Source organism: Micromonospora sp. NPDC049274 (assembly GCF_040678875.1).
In the GTDB taxonomy this organism is placed as follows: Bacteria; Actinomycetota; Actinomycetes; order Mycobacteriales; family Micromonosporaceae; genus Micromonospora.
This window is the reverse complement of the sequence record NZ_JBFAQS010000017.1, coordinates 134,172-160,018: the sequence shown is the minus strand read 5'-3', so window position 1 is coordinate 160,018 and position 25,847 is coordinate 134,172. Positions and strand designations below refer to the sequence as shown.

22 protein-coding genes are annotated in these 25,847 nt (G+C 70.4%); 21 read left to right on the top strand and 1 reads right to left on the bottom strand.

Annotation, left to right across the window (positions count from 1 at the left end):
- The first annotated feature begins 220 nt into the window (after nt 1–220).
- The 21 genes from mqnC (at nt 221) to AB0K10_RS26895 (ending at nt 24,490) form a co-directional block, all read left to right on the top strand.
- Nucleotides 221–1,411, top strand: coding sequence for a cyclic dehypoxanthinyl futalosine synthase (gene mqnC / locus AB0K10_RS26995; RefSeq protein ID WP_363687927.1), 1,191 nt, complete (start codon nt 221–223; stop codon nt 1,409–1,411).
- A gap of 297 nt (nt 1,412–1,708) precedes the next feature.
- Nucleotides 1,709–2,896, top strand: a complete 1,188-nt coding sequence (locus AB0K10_RS26990) for a cell wall anchor protein (RefSeq protein ID WP_363687926.1) — start codon at nt 1,709–1,711, stop codon at nt 2,894–2,896.
- A 202-nt stretch (nt 2,897–3,098) separates the two neighbouring features.
- Complete coding sequence (locus AB0K10_RS26985; RefSeq protein ID WP_363687924.1) at nt 3,099–4,340, top strand: LPXTG cell wall anchor domain-containing protein; 1,242 nt, start codon at nt 3,099–3,101, stop codon at nt 4,338–4,340.
- Between the two features lie 135 nt (nt 4,341–4,475).
- Nucleotides 4,476–5,186 (top strand): demethylmenaquinone methyltransferase, encoded by a 711-nt coding sequence (locus AB0K10_RS26980; RefSeq protein WP_039907192.1) that lies wholly within the window; start codon nt 4,476–4,478, stop codon nt 5,184–5,186.
- A gap of 58 nt (nt 5,187–5,244) precedes the next feature.
- Entirely contained in the window at nt 5,245–5,469 is a 225-nt protein-coding gene (locus tag AB0K10_RS26975; RefSeq protein WP_363687922.1) for a hypothetical protein, read from the top strand.
- Between the two features lie 138 nt (nt 5,470–5,607).
- Nucleotides 5,608–6,885, top strand: a complete 1,278-nt coding sequence (locus AB0K10_RS26970) for a geranylgeranyl reductase family protein (RefSeq protein ID WP_234584654.1) — start codon at nt 5,608–5,610, stop codon at nt 6,883–6,885.
- A gap of 134 nt (nt 6,886–7,019) precedes the next feature.
- Nucleotides 7,020–7,385, top strand: a complete 366-nt coding sequence (locus AB0K10_RS26965; RefSeq protein WP_007454588.1) for an NADH-quinone oxidoreductase subunit A — start codon at nt 7,020–7,022, stop codon at nt 7,383–7,385.
- A 14-nt stretch (nt 7,386–7,399) separates the two neighbouring features.
- On the top strand, nt 7,400–8,077 hold the full coding sequence (locus tag AB0K10_RS26960; RefSeq protein WP_007454590.1) for an NADH-quinone oxidoreductase subunit B: 678 nt from the start codon (nt 7,400–7,402) through the stop codon (nt 8,075–8,077).
- Nucleotides 8,074–8,802, top strand: a complete 729-nt coding sequence (locus AB0K10_RS26955) for an NADH-quinone oxidoreductase subunit C (RefSeq protein WP_363687920.1) — start codon at nt 8,074–8,076, stop codon at nt 8,800–8,802. The genes AB0K10_RS26960 and AB0K10_RS26955 overlap by 4 nt, the downstream gene beginning before the upstream one ends.
- On the top strand, nt 8,799–10,124 hold the full coding sequence (locus tag AB0K10_RS26950) for an NADH-quinone oxidoreductase subunit D (RefSeq protein WP_363687918.1): 1,326 nt from the start codon (nt 8,799–8,801) through the stop codon (nt 10,122–10,124). Before AB0K10_RS26955 ends, AB0K10_RS26950 begins: the two co-directional genes overlap by 4 nt.
- Nucleotides 10,121–11,293, top strand: coding sequence for an NADH-quinone oxidoreductase subunit NuoE (nuoE, locus tag AB0K10_RS26945; RefSeq protein WP_363687916.1), 1,173 nt, complete (start codon nt 10,121–10,123; stop codon nt 11,291–11,293). The genes AB0K10_RS26950 and nuoE overlap by 4 nt, the downstream gene beginning before the upstream one ends.
- Nucleotides 11,290–12,606, top strand: a complete 1,317-nt coding sequence (nuoF, locus tag AB0K10_RS26940; RefSeq protein ID WP_363687914.1) for an NADH-quinone oxidoreductase subunit NuoF — start codon at nt 11,290–11,292, stop codon at nt 12,604–12,606. The genes nuoE and nuoF overlap by 4 nt, the downstream gene beginning before the upstream one ends.
- Entirely contained in the window at nt 12,606–15,113 is a 2,508-nt protein-coding gene (locus tag AB0K10_RS26935) for an NADH-quinone oxidoreductase subunit G (protein ID WP_363687912.1), read from the top strand. The genes nuoF and AB0K10_RS26935 overlap by 1 nt, the downstream gene beginning before the upstream one ends.
- The gene (nuoH, locus tag AB0K10_RS26930) at nt 15,110–16,462 is read left to right on the top strand and encodes an NADH-quinone oxidoreductase subunit NuoH (RefSeq protein ID WP_363687910.1); all 1,353 of its coding nucleotides are present in this window, start codon (nt 15,110–15,112) and stop codon (nt 16,460–16,462) included. The genes AB0K10_RS26935 and nuoH overlap by 4 nt, the downstream gene beginning before the upstream one ends.
- Before the next feature lies 1 nt (nt 16,463).
- Nucleotides 16,464–17,105, top strand: coding sequence for an NADH-quinone oxidoreductase subunit NuoI (nuoI, locus tag AB0K10_RS26925; RefSeq protein WP_007454597.1), 642 nt, complete (start codon nt 16,464–16,466; stop codon nt 17,103–17,105).
- Complete coding sequence (locus tag AB0K10_RS26920) at nt 17,102–17,872, top strand: NADH-quinone oxidoreductase subunit J (protein WP_363687908.1); 771 nt, start codon at nt 17,102–17,104, stop codon at nt 17,870–17,872. The genes nuoI and AB0K10_RS26920 overlap by 4 nt, the downstream gene beginning before the upstream one ends.
- Nucleotides 17,869–18,168 (top strand): NADH-quinone oxidoreductase subunit NuoK, encoded by a 300-nt coding sequence (gene nuoK / locus AB0K10_RS26915; RefSeq protein ID WP_007454601.1) that lies wholly within the window; start codon nt 17,869–17,871, stop codon nt 18,166–18,168. The genes AB0K10_RS26920 and nuoK overlap by 4 nt, the downstream gene beginning before the upstream one ends.
- An 11-nt stretch (nt 18,169–18,179) precedes the next feature.
- The gene (nuoL, locus tag AB0K10_RS26910) at nt 18,180–20,105 is read left to right on the top strand and encodes an NADH-quinone oxidoreductase subunit L (protein ID WP_363687906.1); all 1,926 of its coding nucleotides are present in this window, start codon (nt 18,180–18,182) and stop codon (nt 20,103–20,105) included.
- Nucleotides 20,106–20,169: 64 nt separating this feature from the next.
- Entirely contained in the window at nt 20,170–21,705 is a 1,536-nt protein-coding gene (locus AB0K10_RS26905; protein ID WP_363687904.1) for an NADH-quinone oxidoreductase subunit M, read from the top strand.
- 55 nt (nt 21,706–21,760) lie between these two features.
- Nucleotides 21,761–23,314, top strand: coding sequence for an NADH-quinone oxidoreductase subunit NuoN (nuoN, locus tag AB0K10_RS26900; RefSeq protein ID WP_363687902.1), 1,554 nt, complete (start codon nt 21,761–21,763; stop codon nt 23,312–23,314).
- A gap of 90 nt (nt 23,315–23,404) precedes the next feature.
- Nucleotides 23,405–24,490: a polyprenyl synthetase family protein gene (locus AB0K10_RS26895; RefSeq protein WP_363687900.1), complete on the top strand. Its 1,086-nt coding sequence runs from the start codon at nt 23,405–23,407 to the stop codon at nt 24,488–24,490.
- Nucleotides 24,491–24,552: 62 nt separating this feature from the next.
- Here AB0K10_RS26895 and AB0K10_RS26890 read toward each other — a convergent pair whose 3' ends face one another.
- Nucleotides 24,553–25,758: an MFS transporter gene (locus tag AB0K10_RS26890; protein ID WP_363687898.1), complete on the bottom strand. Its 1,206-nt coding sequence runs from the start codon at nt 25,756–25,758 to the stop codon at nt 24,553–24,555.
- Nucleotides 25,759–25,847: the final 89 nt, after the last annotated feature.

The following is a 25,847-nucleotide window of genomic DNA, read 5'->3' as shown; positions in this document are numbered from 1 at the left end:
CAACGACCGCCCCCGTATGACCCTGGGCTGGGCCACCCCAGGTGAGAAGATGACCCAGCTCCTGAGTGTTGCAACCACCAGTTGAGCCCGCCGAGCTGACGGGAACTGTCCAAGATCTGGGCGCTGGACGGGGCAGCGTGGACTGACACCGCCCTGGGGCGCTCGTCACCGGTGACGGAGGGGCGTGCCGGCCGCTGAGCGGGCGACGTAGGCTCGGGACGTGACGGTGAGCCGGGAGATCGACGACATCCTGCAGCGTGGCGCGGACGGCGGGCGGATCACGCCCGAGGAGGCGCTGCTGCTCTACACCGAGGCGCCCTTCCACGCGCTGGGCGAGGCGGCGGACGCGGTGCGCCGGCGGCGCTACCCGGACAACATCGTCACCTACCTGATCGATCGCAACATCAACTACACGAACGTCTGCGTGACGGCGTGCAAGTTCTGCGCGTTCTACCGGGCGCCGAAGCATGCCGAGGGGTGGACCCACCCGACCGAGGAGATCCTGCGCCGGTGCGGCGAGGCGGTCGAGCTGGGCGCGACCCAGGTGATGCTCCAGGGCGGCCACCACCCGGACTACGGCGTCGAGTACTACGAGGAGCTGTTCTCCTCGGTCAAGCAGGCGTACCCGCAGCTGGTCATCCACTCGATCGGGCCGAGCGAGATCCTGCACATGGCCAAGGTCTCCGGCGTGAGCCTGGACGAGGCCATCGCCCGGATCAAGGCCGCCGGCCTGGACTCGATCGCCGGCGCCGGCGCGGAGATGCTGCCCGAGCGCCCCCGCAAGGCCATCGCCCCGCTCAAGGAGTCGGGGGAACGCTGGCTGGAGGTCATGGAGCTGGCCCACCGGCAGGGCGTCGAGTCGACCGCGACAATGATGATGGGCACGGGTGAGACGCACGCCGAGCGGATCGAGCACCTGCGCATGATCCGCGACGTGCAGGACCGCACCCGTGGTTTCCGGTCGTTCATCCCGTGGACGTACCAGCCGGAGAACAACCACCTCAAGGGCCGTACCCAGGCGACCACGCTCGAATACCTGCGCCTGGTCGCGGTGGCCCGGCTCTTCTTCGAGACCGTGCCGCACCTGCAGGCGTCCTGGCTGACCACCGGCAAGGACGTCGGGCAGTTGTCGCTGCACATGGGCGTGGACGACCTCGGCTCGATCATGCTGGAGGAGAACGTCATCTCCTCGGCCGGCGCCCGGCACCGCTCCAACCTGCACGAGCTGATCGGCATGATCCGCTCCGCGGACCGGATCCCGGCCCAGCGGGACACCCTCTACAACCGGCTCGCGGTGCACCACACGCCGGCCGACGATCCGACCGACGAGCGGGTGGTGTCGCACTTCTCCTCGATCGCGCTTCCCGGCGGCGGCGCCGGGAAGTCACTGCCACTGGTCGACGCCCGTTGACCGCCGGGCGGCCGCTGGCTGCCCGGTGTGAACGTCCGTTACACGGTGGGTGACGCTCGTCGTAGCCCGCCGACTCGTCCGAACGCTGACCGTCGTTGCCCGGACAGGCGGACTCTGCGGCACGGTTGTCGGAGCGTCACGCGAGTCATCAACGACAATCAGTGTCAATGCGGACAAGTCTGGGACGATCCCGACCCCGCAGCCCGGCCTGGCCGTTTGTGGGGGATAGCGCGGGTGATCGGCAGCCGATAACCTCCGCGGGTCCATCCATGAGCCAGGCACACGGGGGCACCTCAGATGAACGTACGCAGCCGGGTTTCTGCCCGGATCGGGGCGGCGGCGCTGCTCGCGGCCGGGGCGGTCGGGCTGGCCGGGGCGCCGGCCCAGGCCGCCGACACCAAGGCCGACCTGGAGATCTCGGTCGCCGGCACCAGGCTGGCCGAGGGTACCAAGGGCAAGATCGGCTTCATGAAGGTCAAGAACAACGGTCCGGGTACGCCGAGCGCCCTCACCGTCGGCGTCGACCTGTCCGGCATGCACGACGAGCGGATCATCTCCCTCCCGCTCGGGGAGAACTGCAAGGGCGGCCCGGGCTCGACCATCGAGTGCACCGTGCCCGCGGCGCAGATCCCGGGGCCGGGTGAGACGCTGGAATTCCCGATCTTCACGGCGAAGGCAGCCGTCGGCTACGACGGTGGCGACACGCAGGTCGGGTTCTTCCTCCGGTCGGCGGACGACACCACCCCGGACAACAACATCAAGCAGGTGAAGCTGGAGTTCGACGGCGAGCCGGGCGTCGACCTGGGTGTGGTCGCGCCGGACGTGAAGACCAGGCTCAGCCTCGAGGGCGGTGTGGTGTCGGAGCAGTCCCCGCTGTACCCGGGTGACCAGGCCGTCTTCGTCGGCGAGATCGTCAACCAGGGCGACACCATCGCCAAGGGCGTGGAGTTCACCGTCCAGCTGCCGAAGGGCGCCACCTTCAGCGAGCAGTACGACGGCTGCGAGTACTCCACTGACCTGCGCACCGCGACCTGCACCGACGAGGCCGACCTCATCGGTGCCGACCTGGGGCTGCTGATCACCTTCCCGATCAAGGTGGCGCCCGGCGTCAAGGCGCCGGTCGCTCTGCCGAACGGCTCGCTGGTCGCCGACGCCCTCGGCGTCGCGCCGGCCGGCACCCCGTTGCCCGGGGCGGGCCGCAAGGCGGGGATCGAGAACGTCCGGATGCTGGCCAAGGGTGAGCGCGTCACCGACGTGGACCCGACGGACAACAGGGACGATTTCGCGGTCATCGTCGCGGCCAAGGGCGGCTCTGGCGGTGGCACCGGCGGCGACGACGGCGGTCTGCCGGTGACGGGCGCCAAGGCGGGTCTCATCGGTGGCATCGGCGTGGCCGTGCTGCTCGCGGGTGGTGTGATGTTCCTGGTCGCCCGGCGGCGTCGGGTGGTCCTCGTGGCGCCGGCCGACGAGCGGCCGACCGCCTGAGAAAGTCCTCCATCGGCCCAGGCGGGCCGTTCATATAACGCACGGCGGTACGGGCGGGATGGGTGACCATTCCGCCCGTACCGTTTGGCCGGTCCAGTCCGGACGGTTGAAATCCGCCGCCCAGGCTGGCGCGGCAGATTGACCTTCGATAACGTCCGCTCGTTCCGCAACCCGTTCTTTCTTCCCTACCCCCGGGGGACCGATGACAGCGTTCCACCGCTCGGCCCTGGCCCGCGCCGGTGTCGTGGCCCTGCTCGCGGCCGGTGGTCTGGCCACCGTTGCCGCCCCGGCGCAGGCCGTCGACCAGGCCGATCTGGCCCTGGTGCCGATCAGCACCGAACTCGCCAAGGGCGTCAAGGCGGCCAAGGCCAAGCCGTTCAAGTTCCGGGTCGACAACAGCCGGAGCACGGTTGCCGCCACGGGTGTCAGCTACACCGTGAACACCAGCGCGCTGAAGAAGAACAAGGTCGGCGTCGTGGTGCCCGACGGCTGCCAGGTGAAGGGCAAGACGTTCACCTGCCCGCTCGGCGACCTGCCGGCCGGCACCCGCGAGGAGTTCGGCATCCCGCTGTTCTCCACCGGTGGCCGCGGTGACGCCGGCACGCTTGTGGTCAGCATCACCTCGACCGCCTCCGGCTCCACGCCGATCGACACGGTCGAGCACGACATCACCGTTGCCAAGCCCGGCTACGACCTGACCAGTTGGGTGCAGGACGTCCAGGCGAACGTCGTGGTGAACGGCGTCCAGGGCGACGACCCCGACCTGCGCCCGGTGCGGCGGGGCGAGACGGTCCCGTTGGACTGGGCGGTCTACAACGACGGCAGCCGCAAGGCGACGGGCATCTTCTACGGCCTGACCCTGCCGGTGGGCGTCACCTTCGCGCAGAAGCCGGAGGGCTGCCTCGAGCAGGTGTTCCAGGGCAAGCAGCAGCTGTTCTGCGAGGACGCCGGCGCGGTCGTGAAGCCCGGGCAGTACTACACCGCGGACGTCCAGGTGACGGTCGGCGAGGACGTGACCGAGCCGGTGCTGCACGAGGGCGACCTCTTCGCATTCGGGCTGGACGGCGCCGAGGGGCAGCCCGAGGAGGAGCCCGAGGTGGCCAGCTCGGCGCAGCGTAAGGCGTTCACCGAGGTCGACGAGCTGGACAACCACACCACCTTCGAGGCGTTCGTCGACCTGAGCGCGCAGCCGACGGCCACGCCGACCGCGACCCCGACCGCGACTCCGACGCCGGGGGGCACGACGACGCCGGGTGCGACCGCGTCGCCGACCGCCGGTGGCGGTGGCTCCGGTGGCGGTGGGCTGCCGGTGACCGGTGTGCAGGCCGGCCTGATCGGTGGCATCGGTGGTCTGATCCTGCTCGCGGGAGGGGCGCTGCTGGTGCTCTCCCGCCGCCGCAAGGTCGTCCTGGTCGCCCCCGGCGACGAGACCTCGACCGACTGACACCGGCACGATCCGACACCGGCACGACCCGAACAGGCACGACGCGAAGGGCGGGGTGGGCGACCACCTCGCCCTTTCGCGTGTCGAGCGGACCCAGCGGCCGAGGGCTTGAGCGTGGCTGGCAGAGTGGAGCGGGTGAGCCGTACCCCGCAGGGCCAGCGAGCCAGCCTGGACAAGCAGCCGCACGAGGTCGCCGCGATGTTCGACGGCGTGGCGGAGCGTTACGACCTGACCAACACGGTGATCTCCCTGGGGCAGGACCGCTCCTGGCGCCGGGCCACCCGTGCGGCGCTCGGGCTGCGGCCGGGCGAGCGCGTGCTGGACGTGGGCGCGGGCACCGGCGTCTCGACGCGCGAGCTGGCTCAGTCCGGGGCGTACGCGGTGGGCGCCGATCTGTCGCTGGGCATGCTGTACGCCGGCAAGCGGGCACGCCCCGAGGTGCCGCTGCTGGCCGGGGACGCGCTGCGACTGCCGTTCGCCGACGCGAGCTTCGACGCCGTGACCATCTCCTTCGCGCTGCGCAACGTCAACGACACCGACGCGGCCCTGCGCGAGCTGGCCCGGGTCACCCGACCGGGTGGCCGGCTGGTGGTGTGCGAGTTCAGCACCCCGGTCAACCCGGCCTTCCGGACGGTGTACCTGTCGTACCTGATGCGGTCGCTGCCGGTGGTCGCCCGTGCGGTGTCCAGTAACCCCGAGGCGTACGTCTACCTGGCCGAGTCGGTCCGCGCCTGGCCGGACCAGGCCGCCCTGGCCGGGCGGGTCGCCGCGGCCGGTTGGGGTCGGGTGGCGTGGCGCAACCTGACCGGTGGCGTGGTGGCGCTGCACCGGGGGATCCGCCAGTAGCACGGCGCGTTTCGGGAATTTACGGCTTAAGTCCACTTTGCCCCGTACGCTCGTTCGCATGACCGGAGTAGAGCCGGCGGACCCGGTGGCCGCCACCGACGACGACGCGGCCGAACTCATCGCGCAGCTTCGCGCGTTGGCCGGCGCCGATCCGACGGACGTCCGGCAGGTGGTCGCCGAGGTGCTGGCCGCGCTGGACCGGGCGGCCGGCGGCGCGCTGCGGGAGCACCTGCCGGAGGCGATCCGGGTCGACGCGGGGTTGGACGCCTCCCGATCGGCCTGACACCCGCTGCTGTGGACGGTCGCCGGCTGTCACATCGGCGAATTAGGTACCCCTGATCCTGCGCAGGTATGACGCCGGTCATACACTCGTCCCGTCTGGCTTGTGAAGCATTTCACGAGCGTGCGGGAGGAGGCGCGAATGACTGCGGTGGAGCATGACGCCGACGTCATCGTCGTTGGCGCCGGTCCCGGTGGGTCGGCGACTGCGTACCACCTGGCCCGGCACGGCGTACGGGTGCTGGTGTTGGAGAAGACCGAGTTCCCCCGGGAGAAGGTCTGCGGTGACGGGCTGACCCCGCGCGCGGTGCGCCAGCTCATCCGGATGGGCGTGGACACCTCGCCCGAGGCCGGTTGGCTGCACAACAAGGGCCTGCGGGTGATCGGCGGCGGCGTACGCCTGGAACTGGACTGGCCCGAGCTGGCCAGCTTCCCCAACTACGGCCTGGTCCGCACCCGACTGGACTTCGACGACCTGCTCGCCCAGCGGGCGGTCGCGGCCGGCGCCAAACTGCGGACCAACGTCAACGTGCTGGGCCCGGTGCTCGACGGCGACGGCCGGGTCACCGGTGTCGAGGCGGAGGTGGGGCCCGGCAAGGAGCCCGCCACCTTCCACGCCCCGCTGGTCGTGGCGGCCGACGGGGTCTCCGGTCGGTTCCCGCTCGCGCTCGGGCTGGCCAAGCGGGAGGACCGGCCGATCGGCGTGGCCGTCCGCCGCTACTACCACTCGCCCGTCAAGCACGACGACGACTACCTCGAGTCGTGGCTGGAGCTGCGCAGCAAGGACAGCGGCGACAACCTGCTGCCCGGGTACGGCTGGATCTTCGGGCTCGGTGACGGGCGGGTGAACGTCGGGCTCGGCGTGCTCAACTCGTCGTCCGCGTTCGGCAAGACCAACTACCGCCGGCTGCTCACCGACTGGCTGGCCAACACGCCCGCCGACTGGGGCATGACCGACGAGGCCAACGCCGACGGCCCGATCCTCGGCGCCGCGCTGCCGATGGGCTTCAACCGGGTGCCGCACTACACGCGCGGTGTTCTGCTCGTCGGCGACTCCGGCGGGATGGTCAACCCCTTCAACGGCGAGGGCATCGCGTACGCCATGGAGTCCGGCGAACTGGCCGCGGAGGTCGCGGTGCAGGCCCTCGCGCGTCCGGCCGGGCCGGAGCGGGAGCGCGCGCTGATGGCGTACCCGAACGAGCTGAAGGCCCGGCTCGGTGGCTACTACCGGCTGGGCGGCATCTTCGTGAAGCTGATCGGCCGTCCGGAGATCATGCGGATCGCCACCAAGCACGGCATGCCCCACCCGACGCTGATGCGCTTCGTCCTCAAGTTGCTGGCCAATCTGACCGACCCCCGAGGCGGGGACGCGATGGACCGGGTCATCAACGCGATGACGAAAGCCGCGCCAGCCGTTTAGAGCGACGGCATCGGTGCTGGTCACAGCCCCGACGCCGACAAAGATCGACCCCCGCCGGCAGCCACCGCGAGGGACGTGAATAGTGTGATTTTCGTCAAGCACCGAGGGCAGGGAAGGACGAGCAGGAGAAAACGATGTCGCTCTCGCCTTACGCACCGATCATCGGGCTGTTCGCCCTCGCCGCGGCGTTCTCGCTGTTCTCCGTCGGCGCCGCCCGCTTCGCCGGTCCACGTCGTTACAACAAGGCCAAACTCGAGGCTTACGAGTGCGGCATCGAGCCCAGCCCCCAGCCGGTCGGCGGCGGGCGGTTCCCGATCAAGTTCTACCTGACGGCGATGCTCTTCATCGTCTTCGACATCGAGATCATCTTCCTCTACCCCTGGGCGGTCTCGTTCGACGCTCTGCCGATCTTCGGCTTCGTGGAGATGGTCCTGTTCATCGTCGCGGTCTTCGTCGCGTACGCCTATGTGTGGCGGCGCGGCGGCCTGGACTGGGACTGAGGAAGGAACGTCAGATGGGCATCGAGGAGAAGCTCCCCGCCGGCGTCCTGCTCACCTCGGTGGAGAAGCTGGTCAACTGGTCCCGGAAGTCGTCCGTGTGGGGCGCCACCTTCGGCCTGGCCTGCTGCGCCATCGAGATGATGGCCGCCGGTGGTCCGCACTACGACATGGGCCGCTGGGGCATGGAGGTCTTCCGGGCCTCGCCCCGGCAGGCCGACCTGATGATCGTGGCCGGCCGGGTCAGCCAGAAGATGGCACCGGTGCTGCGCCAGATCTACGACCAGATGGCCGAGCCCCGCTGGGTGCTCTCCATGGGCGTCTGCGCCAGCAGCGGCGGCATGTTCAACAACTACGCGATCGTGCAGGGCGTCGACCACGTCGTACCTGTCGACATGTACCTGCCCGGCTGCCCGCCCCGGCCGGAGATGCTCATCGACGCGATCCTCAAGCTCCGCGAGAAGATCATGTATGAGCCGCTGGGTCCGAACGGTCGCAAGATGCTGGCGGCCCGCCAGGAGCGCGGCGACGTTCCGGTCGTGCCGTACGGCTCCATGCCGTCCTCGTACCGCAACGACAAGGCCCGGCGTGCCGAGTGGACCCAGGCGGTCCGCGAGGGGCGCGAGGAGCAGTTGCGGATCGAGAACTGGATGAACGCCCAGAACCACCTCCACCCGCAGGCAGGCCCCAAATGAGCGACAAGCCCAACGACGCCGGCGTACCGCTGCCGGTGGTGCCGGCCGGCGCCACCAGCGGCGCTCCGGCCGAGCAGCCGCCGGCCAGCCCGGCGGGGCGCGGCATGTTCGGTAACCAGGGCACCGGCGACGTGTCCGGCTACGGCGGCCTGGTCCGCCCGCGCCAGCCCGTCGAGGAGGCTTCCCGGCCGTACGGGGGCTACTTCGACGAGGTCCGCGACGCGTTGGAGGAGGCGTACCCGGCCTTCGCCGACGCGATCGAGAAGGTGGTCGTCGACCGGGGTGAGCTGACCCTGCACGTCCGCCCGGAGCGGATCGCCGAGGTCTGCCAGGTGCTGCGGGACGACCTGGCGCTGCGTTTCGAGCTGTGCTCCTCGGTGTCCGGGGTGGACTACCTCGGTGCCGACGAGCGCCGGCTGCACGCGGTCTACCTGCTGACCTCGATGACCTACCGGCGTCGGATCCGTCTGGAGGCCGCGGTCTCCGTCGAGTCGCCGCACCTGCCCAGCGTCACCGCCGTCTACCCGACGGCCGACTGGCAGGAGCGGGAGGCGTACGACATGTTCGGCATCGTCTTCGACGGCCACCCCAACCTCACCCGGATCCTCATGCCTGACGACTGGGAGGGCCACCCGCAGCGCAAGGACTACCCGCTCGGTGGCGTGCCCGTCGAGTACAAGGGCGCCGAGATCCCGCCGCCGGACCGCAGGAGGTCGTACCAGTGACCACGTCGAACTACGCGACCGAACGCGAGACCACCGAGGGCAGGGTCTTCACCGTCACCGGTGGAGACTGGGACACGGTCGTCTCGGGCACCGACCCGATCAACGACGAGCGGATCGTGGTCAACATGGGTCCGCAGCACCCGTCCACGCACGGGGTGCTGCGCCTGATCCTGGAGCTGGAGGGCGAGACGGTCCGCGAGGCCCGCTCGGTCGTCGGCTACCTGCACACAGGCATCGAGAAGAACCTCGAGTACCGCAACTGGGTCCAGGGTTCGACGTTCGTGACCCGGATGGACTACCTCGCCCCGATCTTCAACGAGACGGCGTACGCCCTGGCGGTCGAGAAGCTGCTCGGCATCACCGAGGACGTCACCGAGCGGGCCACCACCATCCGCGTGCTGATGATGGAGCTCAACCGGATCTCGTCGCACCTGGTCTGGCTGGCCACCACCGGCATGGAGCTGGGCGCGATCTCGATCATGCTGTACGGCTTCCGCGAGCGGGAGTACATCCTCGACATCTTCGAGACCATCACCGGCCTGCGGATGAACCACGCGTACGTCCGGCCGGGCGGTGTCGCGCAGGACGTGCCGGACGAGGCGATCGTCAAGATCCGCGAGTTCCTGAAGATGATGCCGAAGAAGCTCAAGGAGTACGAGGACCTGCTCTCCGGTCAGCCGATCTGGCTCGAACGGACGAAGAACGTCGCGGTGCTGGACGTGACCGGCTGCGTGGCGCTCGGCATCACCGGCCCGGTGCTGCGCTCGGCCGGGCTCGCCTGGGACCTGCGCAAGACCATGCCGTACTGCGGCTACGAGACGTACGAGTTCGACGTGCCGACCCACCCCGACGGTGACGTGTGGGGGCGCTACCAGGTGCGGCTCGCCGAGATCCGCGAGTCGATGAAGCTTGTCGAGCAGGCGTTGGACCGGCTGCGGCCGGGTCCGGTGATGGTCGCCGACCGCAAGATCGCGTGGCCCGCGCAGCTCGCCATCGGCGTCGACGGCATGGGTAACTCGCTGGAGCACGTCGCGAAGATCATGGGTCAGTCGATGGAGTCGCTGATCCACCACTTCAAGCTGGTGACCGAGGGCTTCCGGGTCCCGCCCGGCCAGGTGTACGTCGCCATCGAGGCGCCCCGCGGCGAGCTGGGCGTCCACGCGGTCTCCGACGGTGGCACCCGGCCGTACCGGGTGCACTACCGGGAACCGAGCTTCGTCAACCTCCAGGCCCTCCCGGCGATGGCCGAGGGCGGCCTCATCGCCGACGTGATCGCCGGCGGCGCCTCGCTGGACCCCGTGATGGGTGGTTGTGACCGATGACGACTTTCACTGACGAGACGCGGGAGCGGGCGCGCGAGATCATCGCCCGTTACCCGGCGGACCGGTCCCGCTCGGCGCTGCTGCCGCTGCTGCACCTGGTCCAGGCGGAGGAGGGGTACGTCTCCCCGGCCGGGGTCACGTTCTGCGCCGAGGTGCTCGGACTGAACAAGGCCCAGGTCGGCGCGGTGGCCACCTTCTACACCATGTACAAGCGCAAGCCCACGGGCGACTTCCTGGTAAGCGTCTGCACCAACACGATGTGCAACGTGCTGGGCGGCCAGGAGGTCTACGACACCCTCGTCGAGCACCTGGGAGTCGGGCACGACGAGACGACCGCTGACGGCACGATCACGCTGGAGCACGCCGAGTGCCTGGCGGCCTGCGACTACGGCCCGGTGATGACAGTCAACTACGACTTCTTCGACGGCGTGGACCCGTCCACCGCGGTCGGCGTGGTCGACGAGCTGCGCGCCGGTGGCCGGCCGATGCCGACGCGCGGCGCGCGGCTCTGCACGCTCAAGGAGATGGCGGTGCAGCTCGCCGGTTTCGCCGACGAGCGCGACGGAGCGGTCGCCGACGGCGGGCCGGGCGAGCCGACCCTGCGCGGTCTGCGGCTGGCGCAGGAGCACAACGTCTCGGTGCCGGGCTTCGACCCGAACACCCCGATCCGCAGCAAGGCCGAGGCCGACAAGGCCGCCGCCGAGGCGAAGGCGAAGGCGGAAGCCGCGAAGCCGGCACCCGCCGAGGCCAGCGCGGCACCGGTCAAGGGTGGTGACGGGGCGTCCGCCCCGACGCCCGGCAACGCCGGTGCCGGCGAGCCGGCTCCCGCGGCCGCCGCGAGCGGCAGTACCACGCGGGACGTGAAGGCACCCGACGACAAGTCGCCGCAGGTGCGTACCGCCGAGACCCGGCAGCCCGACGCGCAGACCGCCGTGCCGGACGCGCCCGGCACGAAGGTGCCTACGGACGGCACCGGCAGCGCGCCCGCGACTGGCGACGCGCGGTCGGCCGAGGCCGCCGGCGTGGCGGCCAACGAGCCGGCCGGCGACGGCAAGCCCGCCGGCGACGAGGCCGGGGCGCAGGAGCGCAACCTCACCGAAGCGAAGGCTGGCACGGACGCCGACGGCGCCGGACCGGCGGACGCGAGCGAAACGGGGGCCCAGAAGTGACCACTCCCCGCCCGGAGACGCTGGCCAAGCTGACGCCGGTGCTGACGAAGCGCTGGTTGTCACCGGACGCCTGGCGGATCGGCACCTACGAGCAGTTGGACGGCTATGCCGCGCTGCGCAAGGCCCTCAAGGCCCACCCGGACGACCTGATCCAGCTGATCAAGGACTCCGGGCTGCGTGGTCGGGGTGGCGCGGGCTTCCCCACCGGTCTCAAGTGGGGCTTCATCCCGCAGGGCGACGGCAAGCCGCACTACCTGGTGGTCAACGCCGACGAGGGCGAGCCGGGCACCTGCAAGGACCTGCCGCTGATGACCCACGACCCGCACGCACTGGTCGAGGGTGTGATCATCGCGTCGTACGCCATCCGGGCCGCCCGCGCCTACATCTACATCCGGGGCGAGGCGGTGCACGCCGCGCGTCGGCTACGCAACGCGGTCCAGGAGGCGTACGACAAGGGTTACCTCGGCCGCAACATCCTGCGCAGCGGCTACGACCTGGAGCTGGTGGTGCACTCCGGCGCCGGGGCGTACATCTGCGGCGAGGAGACGGCGCTGCTGGACTCGCTCGAGGGGTTCCGGGGTCAGCCCCGGCTGCGCCCGCCGTTCCCGGCCACCCACGGCCTGTACGCGAGCCCGACGGTGGTCAACAACGTCGGCACCATCGCCAGCGTTCCGCCGATCGTGCTCGGTGGGGCCGACTGGTGGAAGACCATGGGCACCGAGAAGTCCTCCGGGCCGATGATCTACTCGCTGTCCGGGCGGATCAACAACCCGGGCCAGTACGAGTGCTCGATGGGCGTCACGCTGCGCGACCTGCTGGAGCTGGCCGGGGGCATGCAGCCCGGCCACAACCTGAAGTTCTGGACCCCGGGCGGGTCGTCCACCCCGCTGCTCGCCGCCGAGCACCTGGACGTGCCGCTGGACTTCGAGGGGGTGGCGGCGGCCGGCTCGATCCTGGGCACCACGGCCACCCAGATCTTCTCCGACCAGGACTGCCCGGTCTACGCGACGTACCGGTGGCTGGAGTTCTACCACCACGAGTCGTGCGGCAAATGCACCCCGTGCCGCGAGGGCAACTACTGGATGGTCCGGGTCTACCGGCGGATCCTCGCCGGCCAGGGCACCCACGAGGACCTGGACACCCTTCTGGACACCTGCGACAACATCCTCGGCCGATCGTTCTGCGGCCTCGGTGACGGCGCGACCAGCTCGGTGACCTCGTCGCTGAAGTACTTCAAGCAGGACTACCTCGACTACATCGAGGGACGTACCGCGCCGAAGCTGTCGGACAAGCAGCTGGTGGGAGCCCACTAATGACCGACGTAGCCAAGCAGACCGAGACCGTCACCCTCACCATCGACGGCGTCGAGGTCACCGCCCCCAAGGGGGCGCTGCTGATCCGGGTCGCCGAGCAGATGGGCACCGAGATCCCCCGGTTCTGCGACCACCCGCTGCTGGCCCCGGCCGGCGCGTGCCGGCAGTGCCTGGTCGAGGTGGAGGGACAGCGCAAGCCGGTCGCCTCCTGCACCCAGACCGTCGCCGACGGCATGGTCGTCCGCACGCAGATCACCTCCCCGGTGGCCAAGAAGGCGCAGGAGGGGGTGATGGAGCTGCTGCTGCTCAACCACCCGCTGGACTGCCCGATGTGTGACAAGGGCGGCGAGTGCCCGCTCCAGAACCAGGCGATGTCCACCGGCCGCACCGACTCGCGCTTCCACGAGCACAAGCGGGAGTACGAGAAGCCGATGGCGATCAGCAGCCAGGTGCTGCTGGACCGCGAGCGCTGCGTGCTCTGCCAGCGGTGCACCCGGTTCTCCGAGGAGATCGCCGGCGACAAGTTCATCGACCTGATGGGCCGGTCGTCCGCCGAGGAGATCAACATCTACCGGGACGACGCGTACGGCGAAGAGGGCGACGCCGGCGACGTGCCGTTCAACTCCTACTTCTCCGGCAACACCGTGCAGATCTGCCCGGTGGGGGCGCTCACCGGCGCCCAGTACCGGTTCCGGGCCCGCCCGTTCGACCTGGTGTCCAGCCCGAGCGTCTGCGAGCACTGCTCCGCCGGCTGCGGGCAGCGCACCGACTGGCGACGCGGCAAGGTGCAGCGCCGGCTCGCCGGTGACGAGCCGGCGGTGAACGAGGAGTGGAACTGCGACAAGGGCCGCTGGGGCTTCCAGTACAGCCGAGCCGCCGACCGCCTGACCAACCCGCTGGTCCGCGACGAGCGCACCGGTGAGCTGCGGGAGGCGTCCTGGAGCGAGGCGCTGACCAGGGCCGCCGAGGGGCTGCACGCGGCCCGCGAGAGCGGCCAGGGCACGGCGGTGCTCACCGGCGGTCGGCTGACCGTCGAGGACGCGTACGCGTACGCGAAGTTCGCCCGGGTCGCACTGAACACCAACGACATCGACTTCCGCGCCCGGCCGGTTTCCCGCGAGGAGGCCGACTTCCTGGCCAGCTCGGTCGCCGGCGTCACCGACGTCACCTACACCGACGTGGAGAACGCGCCGGCGGTGGTGCTTGTCGGCCTGGAGCCGGAGGAGGAGTGCCCGATCCTCTTCCTGCGGCTGCGCAAGGCGTACCTGAAGAAGACCCTGACGGTGTACGCGCTGGCGCCGTTCGCCACTCGCGGCCTGGAGAAGCTCGGCGCCAAGCTGGCCCGGGTCGTGCCGGGCGAGGAGGCCAGCGTGCTCGCCGAGCACGCCACGGTCACCGAGGCGCTCAGCGCCCCGGGCGCGATCCTCATCGTCGGTGAGCGGCTGGCAGGTGTGCCGGGTGGGCTCTCCGCCGCGGCGGACGTGGCCCGGCGTACCGGCGCGAAGCTGGCCTGGGTTCCGCGGCGCGCGGGTGACCGCGGCGCGGTCGAGGCGGGCTGCCTGCCCAACCTGCTCCCCGGTGGCCGGCTGGTCACCGAGCCGGCCGCGCGGGCCGAGCTGGGCGAGGCGTGGGACATCCCGGCCGGGGTGATCCCGAGTCAGGCCGGTCGGGACACCGACGGCATCCTGGCGGCGGCAGCCAACGGGCAGCTCGGGGCACTGGTGGTGGGCGGGGTCGACCCGGCCGACCTGGCCGACCCCCGGCTGGCCGAGACCGCCCTGGACGCGGTGCCGTTCCTGGTCAGCCTGGAGCTGCGCGCCAGCGCGGTGACCCGGCGGGCCGACGTGGTGCTGCCGGTGGCCCCGGTGGTCGAGAAGGCCGGCAGCTTCCTGGACTGGGAGGGCCGGCTGCGCCCGTTCGAGGCGGTGCTGACCACCGCCGCGATGACCGACGGTCGGGTGCTCGACGCGCTGGCCGCGCTGCTCGACGTGCGGCTCGGCACCGCCGACGTGCCGAGTGTGCGTCGCGAGCTGGGTTCGCTGCCGACCACGCGCATGTCCCGGCCGGCGGCTCCGTCGGTGTCGCCGGGGGCGGTGCCGCACCCGCGTGCCGGTGAGGCCGTGCTGGCGACCTGGCACCAGCTCATCGACCTCGGCACCCTGACCGACGGCGACGAGCACCTCGCCGGCACCGCCCGCCCGGCTGTCGTCCGGCTGGGCAAGGGCACCGCCGAGGCGCTGGGTGTGGCCGACGGGGACGCGGTCACGGTCGGCACCGACCGCGGGGCGCTGACCCTGCCGGCGGAGCTGACCGAGATGCCTGACGGCGTCGTCTGGCTGCCGACCAACTCGCCCGGTTCGACAGTGCGGCGCAGCCTCGGGGCGACGTCCGGCACTGTCGTCCGGATCTCCGTTCCCGCACCGAGCGCGGCCGTCCCGGCCGGGCGGGTCGCGGCGGACGAGGCCGGTCTCCCGGGTCCGCTCCTCAATACTGGGGGTAACCAGTGACACCGTCACTCCTGGCCCAGGATCCGACGCTCGCCGACTTCGGTCGGGATCCGTGGTGGCTGGTCCTCGGCAAGATCGTCTTCGCGTTCGCCTTCGGCCTGCTGGCCACCCTGCTCGGCGTCTGGTTCGAGCGCCGCGTGGTGGGTTACATGCAGGTGCGGCCCGGCCCCAACCAGGTCGGCCCGTTCGGCCTGCTGCAGACCCTCGCCGACGGCCTGAAGATGGCCTTCAAGGAGGACATCCTGCCGAAGGCGGCCGACAAGGTCGTCTACTTCTTCGCCCCGACGATCTCGGTGATCTGCGCGGTGACCGCGCTGTCGGTGGTGCCGTTCGGCCCGATGGTGAGCATCGCCGGCCACCACACGCCGTTGCAGGTCACCGACGTGCCGGTGGCCGTGCTGCTGCTGCTGGCCTGCTCCTCGATGGGCGTCTACGGCATCGTGCTGGGCGGCTGGGCCTCCGGCTCGACGTACCCGCTCCTCGGCGGTCTGCGGTCGAGCGCCCAGATGATCTCCTACGAGGTCGCCATGGGGCTCTCCATCGTGGCCGTCTTCATGACCGCCGGCACGATGAGCACCAGCGGGATCGTCGCCGCACAGGGCGACGCGACCCGGCTGACCCTCTTCGGCACCGAGATCCCGGCCCCCGGCTGGTACGCGATCCTGCTGCTGCCCAGCTTCGTCATCTTCTTCATCGCGACCGTCGGCGAGACCAACCGGGCGCCGTTCGACCTGCCCGAGGCCGAGTCCGAGCTGGTCGCCGGCTTCATGACCGAATACAGCTCGCTGAAGTTCGCGCTCTTCATGCTCAGCGAGTACGTCGCGATGGTGACCATGTCCGCGGTCACCACCACGCTGTTCCTCGGCGGCTGGCGGGCGCCGTGGCCGATCACGCTCTGGGAGGGCGCCAACTCCGGTTGGTGGCCGATGCTCTGGTTCTTCGGCAAGGTGATCGCGCTGGTCTTCGTCTTCGTGTGGCTGCGCGGCACGCTGCCCCGGCTGCGCTACGACCAGTTCATGCGCTTCGGCTGGAAGGTGCTGCTGCCGATCAACCTGGTCTGGATCCTGGTCCTGTCGGGCCTGCGCTCCATCGAGGACTGGGACTCGCAGGGCAAGCTGATCGCTGTCGGCATCCCGGCCGGCGTGCTGCTGATCGCCACCCTGTTCTGGCCGAACCGTCGACCGCAGCCGAAGCCGACCGCGCAGGAGCAGGTGGACAGCCGCCCGTACGGGAGCTTCCCGCTGCCACCGATGGATCTACAGGTACCACCGAGCCCGCGTATCACGCGCGTGGTCGCCGAGCGGGAGCCGGCCAACATCGTCGCCGGCTCGGACTCCAGGGAGGTGTGACGTGGGCGCGATCACCGGAACGTTCAAGGGATTCGGTGTCACCTTCTCGCACATGTTCAGGAAGGTCGTCACCACCGACTATCCGTTCAAGCCGCCGGTTTCGGCGCCGCGCTACCACGGGCGGCACATCCTCAACCGGCACCCGGACGGCCTGGAGAAGTGCATCGGCTGCGAGCTGTGCGCCTGGGCCTGCCCGGCGGACGCGATCTACGTCGAGGGCGGCGACAACACCGACGAGCAGCGTTTCTCGCCCGGTGAGCGGTACGCCAGCACCTACCAGATCAACTACGCCCGGTGCATCTTCTGTGGGCTCTGCATCGAGGCCTGCCCGACCCGTTCGCTGACCATGAGCAACGAGTACGAGCTGGCCCGGGACAACCGGCAAGACCTGATCTTCACGAAGGAGCAGCTGCTCGCCCCGCTGCTTGAGGGCATGGAGCAGCCGCCGCACCCGATGCGGCTGGGCGACAGCGAGAAGGACTACTACGTCGGCGCGCTGGACAACCCGGGCACCTCAGCCGGTGCCGAGACGTCCCCGATGGGCCCCGGCCGCTACCAGGTCGAGGAGCACCCCGGCGTGACGTTCCCGGGCGCCGAGCAGGCCGCCCAGCGCGCGGCGGCCGGCAAGGGAGAGGGAGCATGACCACGTCTACTCTGCTGGCCGCGGCGGGTGGGGTGTCCGGCGGCGAGGAGGTCACCTTCTGGATCCTCGCGCCGCTCGCGCTCATCGGCGCGATCGGGATGGTGGCGGCCCGCAACGCGGTGCACTCGGCGCTCTGGCTGGTGCTCACGATGCTCTGCCTGGGCGTGTTCTACATCCTCCAGGCCGGGCCGTTCATCGGCATGGTGCAGATCATCGTCTACACCGGCGCGATCATGATGCTCTTCCTGTTCGTGCTGATGCTTGTCGGCCGGGACGCCTCGGACTCGCTGATCGAGACGCTGCGCGGTCAGCGCGTCGCCGCGATCCTGCTGGGGCTGGGCTTCGCCGGCCTGGTCGGCAGCGCTATCTACAACGCCATGGACAAGACCACGGCGGTCGGCCTGGACCAGGCCAACGCCGAGGGCAACGTGCAGGGCATCGCCCGGCTGCTGTTCACCAAGTACGTCTTCGCGTTCGAGCTGACCTCGGCGCTGCTGATCACCGCGGCGGTCGGCGCGATGGTGCTCGCGCACGTCGAGCGGCGTAAGCAGGACAAGATCGACCAGGTGTCGACCATGAAGGCGCGCTTCGCGCCGGGCAACTACCCCGGCCCCAAGCCGGGCCCCGGCGTCTTCGCCACCTCCTCCTCGGTGGCCACCCCGGCGCGGCTGCCGGACGGCCGGCTCACCGACCGGAGTACGCCGGACATCCTGCCGGTACGCGAGCTGACCGCGCAGGAGACCACGCTGAAGGGGACCGACCAGTGACGCCCAATCATTACCTCGTGCTGGCGGCGGTGCTGTTCACCATCGGCGCGTCCGGGGTGCTCATCCGGCGCAACGCGATCGTGCTGTTCATGTGCGTCGAGTTGATGCTCAACGCGGCCAACCTGACGCTTGTCACCTTCAGCCGGATCAACGGTGACCTCAACGGCCAGATCATGGCGTTCTTCGTGATGGTGGTGGCCGCGGCCGAGGTCGTCGTCGGCCTCGCGATCATCATGTCCATCTTCCGGACCCGGCGCTCGGCGAGTGTCGACGACGCCAACCTGCTCAAGTACTAAGGGGCAAGCGAGTGGAAGAGACTGTGCAGTACGCAGAGGCCACGGGCTTGCTCGGCAGCGTCTGGCTGCTGGTGGCGATCCCGCTGGTCAGCGCGGCCATCCTGCTGCTGCTCGGCCGGCGGGCCGACCGCTGGGGGCACTGGTTGGGCGTCGCGGCCATCGGAGCCGCGTTCGTGCTCGGGCTGGCGTCCTTCTTCCAGCTGCGCGGCTTGGAAAACAAGTCGGTCGAGCTGAGCCTCTGGGACTTCATCACGGTCGGTGACCTGAGGGTCGACTTCGGCCTGCTGTTCGACCCGCTGGCCGCGGTCTTCGTCCTCCTGATCACCGGCGTCGGATTCCTGATCCACCTGTACGCCGTCGAGTACATGGCGCACGACGGGGGTCGCCGCCGGTTCTTCGCGTACTTCAACCTGTTCGTCGCGGCCATGCTGCTGCTGGTGCTCGGCAACAACTACGTGATGCTGTACTTCGGCTGGGAGGGCGTCGGTCTGGCGTCGTACCTGCTGATCTCCTTCTGGTACGGGCGGCCGAGCGCCGCGACGGCCGGCAAGAAGGCGTTCCTGATGAACCGGGTCGGCGACACCGGCCTCGCCATCGGGATCTTCATCATGTTCGCGACCCTGGGCACCACCCAGTACGACGAGGTGTTCAACGGTGTCGGCGCGCTGACCGGCACCACAGTGCTGGTGCTCGGCCTGCTGCTGCTGCTCGGCGCTGCCGGCAAGTCCGGTCAGTTCCCGCTGCAGGCGTGGCTGCCGGACGCGATGGAGGGCCCCACCCCGGTGTCGGCGCTCATCCACGCCGCCACCATGGTCACCGCAGGTGTCTACCTGATCGCCAGGTCCAACCCGATCTTCTCCGCGAACTCGACGCTCCAACTCGTGGTGGTAAGCGTCGGCGCGCTCACCCTGCTGATGGGCTGCGTCATCGGCGCGGCGAAGGACGACATCAAGCGGGTGCTGGCCTGGTCGACGGTGAGCCAGATCGGCTACATGTTCCTCGGCGTCGGCCTGGGCGGTGGCGCGTACGCGCTGGCCATCGTGCACCTGCTGGCGCACGGCTTCTTCAAGGCCAACATGTTCCTGGGCGCCGGCTCGGTCATGCACGGGATGAAGGACCAGGTCGACATCCGCCGCTTCGGCGGGCTGTCCACGTACATGAAGGTCACCTGGTTGACGTTCATGATGGGCTGGCTGGCCATCATCGGCATGTTCCCGTTCTCCGGCTTCTTCTCCAAGGAGCCGATCATCGTGGCCGCCTTCGAGCGGGAGGACTGGACCGCCTGGCTCTTCGGCGGGGCGGCGCTGCTCGGCGCAGGGCTGACCGCGTTCTACATGACCCGGCTGTTCGTGCTCACCTTCCACGGGCCGAAGCGGTGGACCGAGGACATCGAGCAGCCGCACGAGTCACCGCGGCTGATGACCATCCCGCTGATCCTGCTGGCGGTCGGCTCGGTCGGCGCCGGTTTCCTGCTCTCCACGTCCGTCCCGGACTGGCTGACGGCGACCGCGGGGCTGGGCGGCGAGCACGCGGAGCACGAGGCGGTTCTCCCGCACGCCGTGCTCACAGCGCTCTCGCTTGTGGTCACCGTGCTCGGCGCCGGGCTGGCCTGGTTCCTGTTCCGCACCGGTACGGCCACCGCGCCGCAGCCGGCCGGGGTGCTGGTCACCGCCGCTCGGCGCAACCTCTACACCGACGCGGTGAACGAGGCGGTCTTCGAGAAGCCGGGTATCTTCCTCACCCGGGCGCTGGTCTTCCTCGACAACCGGGGCATCGACGGGCTGGTCAACGGGCTCGCCGCGGGTGTCGGCGGCGGTTCGGGTCGGCTCCGGCGGCTGCAGACCGGCTTCGTCCGCTCGTACGCCACCTCGATCCTGGCCGGTGCGCTGCTGGTGATGGCGGCGTTCCTGGCGGTGCAGGCGGGGTGGTTGGCGTGACCGACCTGAATACGCCCGCCCCCGCCGGCGGACCACGCATCCACGACGGAGGTAAGGCCGCATAATGTCCAACTTCCCGTTCCTCTCGGTGCTCACCGTGGCGCCGCTGGTGGGCGCCCTGGTGGTGGCCTTCCTGCCGCGCCACCGGCCGGAGCTGGCCAAGCAGGTGGCGTTCGTCTGGTCGCTGCTGGTGCTGGTGCTCTCGGTGGTGATGTGGATCAGCTTCAACGCGGGTGGCGACCGGTTCCAGTTCCGCGAGTCGTACTCGTGGATCCCGAACTGGGGCGTCAGCTTCACCTTCGCCGCCGACGGCATCGCGCTGGTGATGCTCATGCTGATCGCGGTGCTGGTGCCGCTGGTGATCCTGGCGTCCTGGCACGACGCCGAGTCGTCGAAGCGGTCCATCCCGGTCTACTTCGCGCTGCTGCTCATCCTCGAGAGCACGATGATCGGCGTCTTCGCCGCCGCCGACGTCTTCCTGTTCTACGTGTTCTTCGAGGTCATGCTGGTGCCGATGTACTTCCTGATCGGCAGCTACGGCGGCCACCAGCGGCAGTACGCGGCGGTGAAGTTCTTCCTCTACTCGCTTGTCGGCGGTCTGTTCATGCTGGCCGCGGTGATCGGTCTCTGGGTGGTCGGCGGGAAGACCTTCGACTGGCAGGCGCTGTCGCAGGTCGACATCAGCACCGGCACCGAGCGGTGGCTGTTCCTCGGCTTCTTCCTCGCGTTCGCCATCAAGGCACCGTTCTTCCCGTTCCACACCTGGCTGCCGGACGCCGGTGGCGCCGCTCCGGCGGGTGCCGCCGCGCTGCTGGTAGGTGTGCTGGACAAGGTCGGTACGTTCGGCATCCTGCGCTACTGCCTTCCGCTGTTCCCCGAGGCGTCGAAGTGGTTCGCGCCGTGGGCGCTGGCGCTGGGCGTCATCGGCATCATCTACGCGGCGCTGCTGGCGGTCGGCCAGAACGACCTCAAGCGGCTCGTGTCGTACACGTCGATAGCGCACTTCGGGTTCATCGGGGTGGGCATCTTCGCGTTCACCACGCAGGCCGGCACGGGCGCGGTGCTCTACATGCTCAACCACGGTCTGGCCACCGGCCTGCTGTTCCTGGTGGTCGGCATGTTGATCTCCCGACGTGGCTCGTCGCTGATCAGTGACTTCGGCGGCGCCGGCAAGCTGGTCCCGGTACTCGCCGGTGTGCTGTTCTTCGCCGGTCTCGCCTCGCTCGCGCTGCCCGGCACCGCGCCGTTCATCTCCGAGTTCCTGGTGCTGATCGGGACGTTCACCGTGAACAAGCCGGTGGCGGTGATCGCCACGCTCGGCATCATCCTGGCGGCGGCGTACGTGCTGTGGATGGTGCAGCGCACCACGCAGGGCACGCTCAATCCGACGCTGACCGAGGTCGACGGGATGCGCCGGGACCTCAACCTGCGCGAGAAGGTAGTGGTCGCGCCGCTGGTCGCGCTGATCGTGCTGCTCGGCTTCTATCCCAAGCCGGTCACTGACGTGATCAACCCGGCCGTCCAGGCGACCATGGACGACATCGGCAGAACCGACCCGGCCCCGTCCGTGGGCGGCACCGTCCAGGAGGCAGGCCGGTGAGCGCGAGGAGTGCAGCGCAGCGGAGCCCCGCAGTCGCGAACGAAAGGTCGGCAAAGTGACCGAGTTGAAATTGCCGTCGCTCGACTACGCGGCACTCGCCCCGATCATGATCATGCTGGGCACCGCGTTGCTCGGTGTGCTGGTCGAGGCGTTCGTGCCCCGGCGCTCGCGGCACGTGGTGCAGTTGACGGTGGCGCTGCTGGCCGTCCTCGCCGCGCTGACCATGGTGGTGTTCAACGCCGACGACCGGCTCATCACTGCCGGCCAGTCCATCGCGGTGGACGGGCCGACGCTCTTCCTCCAGGGCGCCATCCTGGTGCTGGCCGCGATGGCGCTGCTGCTGATCGGTGACCGCTCCGTCGAGCGGGGCGGCGCGTTCGTCGCCCAGGCCGCGGTGACCGCCGAGTCGGCCGACGACCGGAAGCAGGCCGAGGGGCGCAACGGGCTCACCGAGGTGTACCCGCTCGTCACGTTCGCGATCGGCGGCATGCTGATCTTCGTGGCGGCGAACGACCTGCTGACCATGTTCATCGCGCTGGAGGTCTTCTCCCTTCCGCTCTACCTGCTCTGCGCGCTGGCCCGCCGCCGGCGTCTGCTGAGCCAGGAGGCGGCGATGAAGTACTTCCTGCTCGGCGCGTACGCCTCGGCGTTCTTCCTGTTCGGTGTGGCCCTGATCTACGGCTTCACCGCTGGCGTCCCCGGCCGCTCGGCAGGGGTCGACTTCGCCACCGTCAACGCGGCGGTGACCGAGTCGCCGGCCAGCCCGGTGCTGCTCTTCGCCGGCATGGCGCTGCTCGCCATCGGTCTGCTCTTCAAGGCCGCGGCGGCCCCGTTCCACGTGTGGACGCCGGACGTCTACCAGGGCGCGCCGACCCCGGTCACCGGCTTCATGGCCGCCTGCACCAAGGTCGCCGCGTTCGGCGCGCTGCTGCGCGTCTTCCACGTCGCGTTCGAGGGCGGGGGCTGGGACTTCACGCCGGTGCTCGGTGCGGTGGCGGTGCTGACCATGCTTGTCGGCGCGGTGCTCGCGGTCACCCAGACGGACATCAAGCGGCTGCTCGCGTACTCCTCGATCGCCAACGCCGGCTACCTGCTGGTCGGTGTGCTGGCACCGAGCAAGGATGGGCTCTCCGGCACGATGTTCTACCTGGTCGCGTACGGCTTCTCGGTGCTGGCCGCGTTCGCGGTGGTGACCCTGGTGCGTGACGCCGACGGTGAGGCCACCCACCTGTCCCGCTGGGCGGGTCTGGGGCGCCGCTCGCCGTTCTACGCCGCGCTGTTCACGTTCATCCTGCTGGCGTTCGCCGGTATCCCGCTGACCAGCGGCTTCACCAGCAAGTTCGCGGTCTTCGGGCCGGCGCTGGACGGCGGCCAGGCGTGGCTCGTCATCGCGGGCGTGCTGACCAGCATGGTGCTGGCGTTCCCGTACCTGCGGGTCGTGGTGATGATGTGGCTGTCCGAGCCGGGCGAGTCCACCCCGACGGTCACCGTGCCGGGCGGGCTCACCTCCGCCGCGCTGATGATCGGCGTGGTGGCCACCCTGGCGCTGGGTGTCGCCCCCGCTCCACTGCTCGACCTGGCTACCGGAGCCGCAGAATTCGTGCGGTGAGACGTACCCCGGACAGCGGGGGCCGGCGCGTGACCGCGTGCCGGCCCCCGCTGCGTATCCCCGACCCGGAGCAGGTCGAACGGGTGTGGCATGGTTGATGGTGTGGTGATTCCGGCTGGCGAGCGTTCAGGTGCCACCGGTTCCGGCGGTCGCCGGGGTCGGGCGAGCACGAGTCAGTTCGGCGCGCTCGGCCTTCATCTTGCCGATCCCCGCGTCGAGGCGTCCGTGCTGGGTCTGCTGGACGAGGTCGAGGTCGAGCTGCGCGCGAGTGTGGCCAGCGCCGACCCGTTCGTCAGCGAGGCGGCCCGGCACCTTCTGGAGGCCGGCGGAAAGCGGTTCCGGCCGCTGCTGGTGGCGCTCGGCGCCCAGTTCGGTGACCCGACCGGCGCGCAGGTGGTCCCGGCTGCCGTGGTGATGGAGCTCACCCACCTGGCCACCCTCTACCACGACGACGTGATGGACGAGGCAGTCGTGCGGCGGGGCGCTCCGAGCGCCAACTCGCGCTGGACCAACTCGGTCGCCATCCTGGTCGGTGACTACCTCTTCGCCCGCGCCGCGGACATCGCGGCCGACCTGGGCCCCGAGGCGGTCCGGTTGCAGGCGCGTACCTTCGCCCGCCTGGTGCACGGCCAGATCGCCGAGACGGTGGGTCCGCGCCCCGGGGAGGACCCGGTCGCGCACTACCTGAGCGTGATCGCTGAGAAGACCGGATCGCTTATCGCCACGTCGATTCGGTTCGGCGGCATGTTCGGGGGCGCCCCCGCCGAGCAGGTCGAGGCCCTCGGCGGCTATGGCGAGACGATCGGTGTCGCGTTCCAGCTCACCGACGACCTGCTGGACATCGCGTCCGAGTCGGTGCAGTCGGGCAAGACGCCCGGCACGGACCTGCGCGAGGGTGTCCCGACGCTGCCGGTGCTCTACGCCCGTGCGGCCGACGACTCCGACGCCTCGTCGGTGCGGCTCCGGGAGATCCTGGCGACCGGCCCGTTGACCGACGACGCGCTGCACGCCGAGGCCCTGGGGCTGCTGCGGGACAGTCCGGCGCTCAAGCGGGCCCGGGAGACCGTGCGCAGCTACGCCGAGGACGCCCGCGCCCGTCTGGCCCCGCTCCCGGCGAGCGCGCCCCGCCAGGCGCTGGAGTCCCTCTGCGACTACATAGCCGACCGCACCAGCTGACCGTCGGTCGATCATGAAGTTATTGCCACGACACGCCGTTTGAGCGGGCAATAACTTCATGATCACGCGGGGTCAGGTGTGGGGTTGGCGTGGGACTGCAGGAGGCGGCTGCCGGCCAGCATCAGGGCTGCTGCCACCAGCATCGCCACCGCTGCTGCGGTCCACATCGTGGGGTAGCCCAGGTGGGCGGCCAGCGGGCCGAGGCTCAGGGGGCCGAGGCAGCCGCCCGCGTACACCCCGGTCTGTGTGATCGAGGTGGCGGCGGCCGGGGCCTGCGGGTGCAGCCGGACCACCGCGAAGTTCATGAGGCCGGGCCACGCCCAGCCCAGGCCGAAGCCGAGCACCACGCCGGCGACAAGCGGCACCGGGCCGGCCACCGCGAGCAGACCGAGCCCGGCCGCCCCGACCACAAGCATCGCGGCGATGAGCGCGACGTGACCGTTGGCCCGCCGGTCGGCCAGCCCGCCGGCGCCCACCCGGGCGGCCACGCAGACCGCGCTGCCCAGGGTCAGGGTGAGGCCGGCCAGGCCCGGCGAGAGCCCCCGGGCGGCGGCCGAGTCCACCAGGAAGGTGCCCAGCGCGTTGGCAGCGCTCGCCGCCAACGTCGCCGCCGCGCCGATCACCACCAGGGCCGTCGTGGCCCGGCCCGCGCGCGTCGCGTCGGCCCGTCGGCCCCGGCCGAGCACCTGCCGGGGTACGGCCGGCAGCGTCGTCAGCGCCGCGACGGCTGCGGCCACGAACGCCCAGCGCCAGCCGGCGGTGAGCGCGATCGTGGGGACCGCCGCGCCGGCCAGCAGGGTGGAGACCGGAATGGCCGCCTGCTTGACACCGAACGACAGCCCCTGCCGGTGGGGTGGCACGTGCTGGGCCAGCGCGGCGTTGCTGGACAGCTGGCCGAGGGCGTTCGCGGCGGCGCTGAGCGCCAGCAGGGCGAGCAGCACCCCGTACGAGCGGGCGAGCGCCGCCACGGCCAGCATCGACCCGGCGGCCAGCACGATGCCGCTGCGGGCCACCACGGCCGGCCCGTAGCGCTCGACGAGCCGGCCGGAGGGCACCGAGGCCAGCGCGCTCACGCCGAAGTAGACGGAGACGGCCAGGCCCAGCCCGGCCGGGGAGAACCCGAGGTCCGCCCCCATCTGCACGGCGAGGCCGCCGAGCAGGAACACGGGGAGTACGCAGGCCACGGTGGTGGCGACGGCACCGGCGCTGGCCCGGATCGGGCGGGTCCGGGCGCGGCCTTCGGCGGGGGTGAGGGCGGTGTCGGTCATCGTCCGGCAAACCTACGCGAGTCAGGCTCAGAGCACTCCCGGTGACCGGTGCCCTACGAGGAGTGGATGGTGATCTGGCATCCTCGACC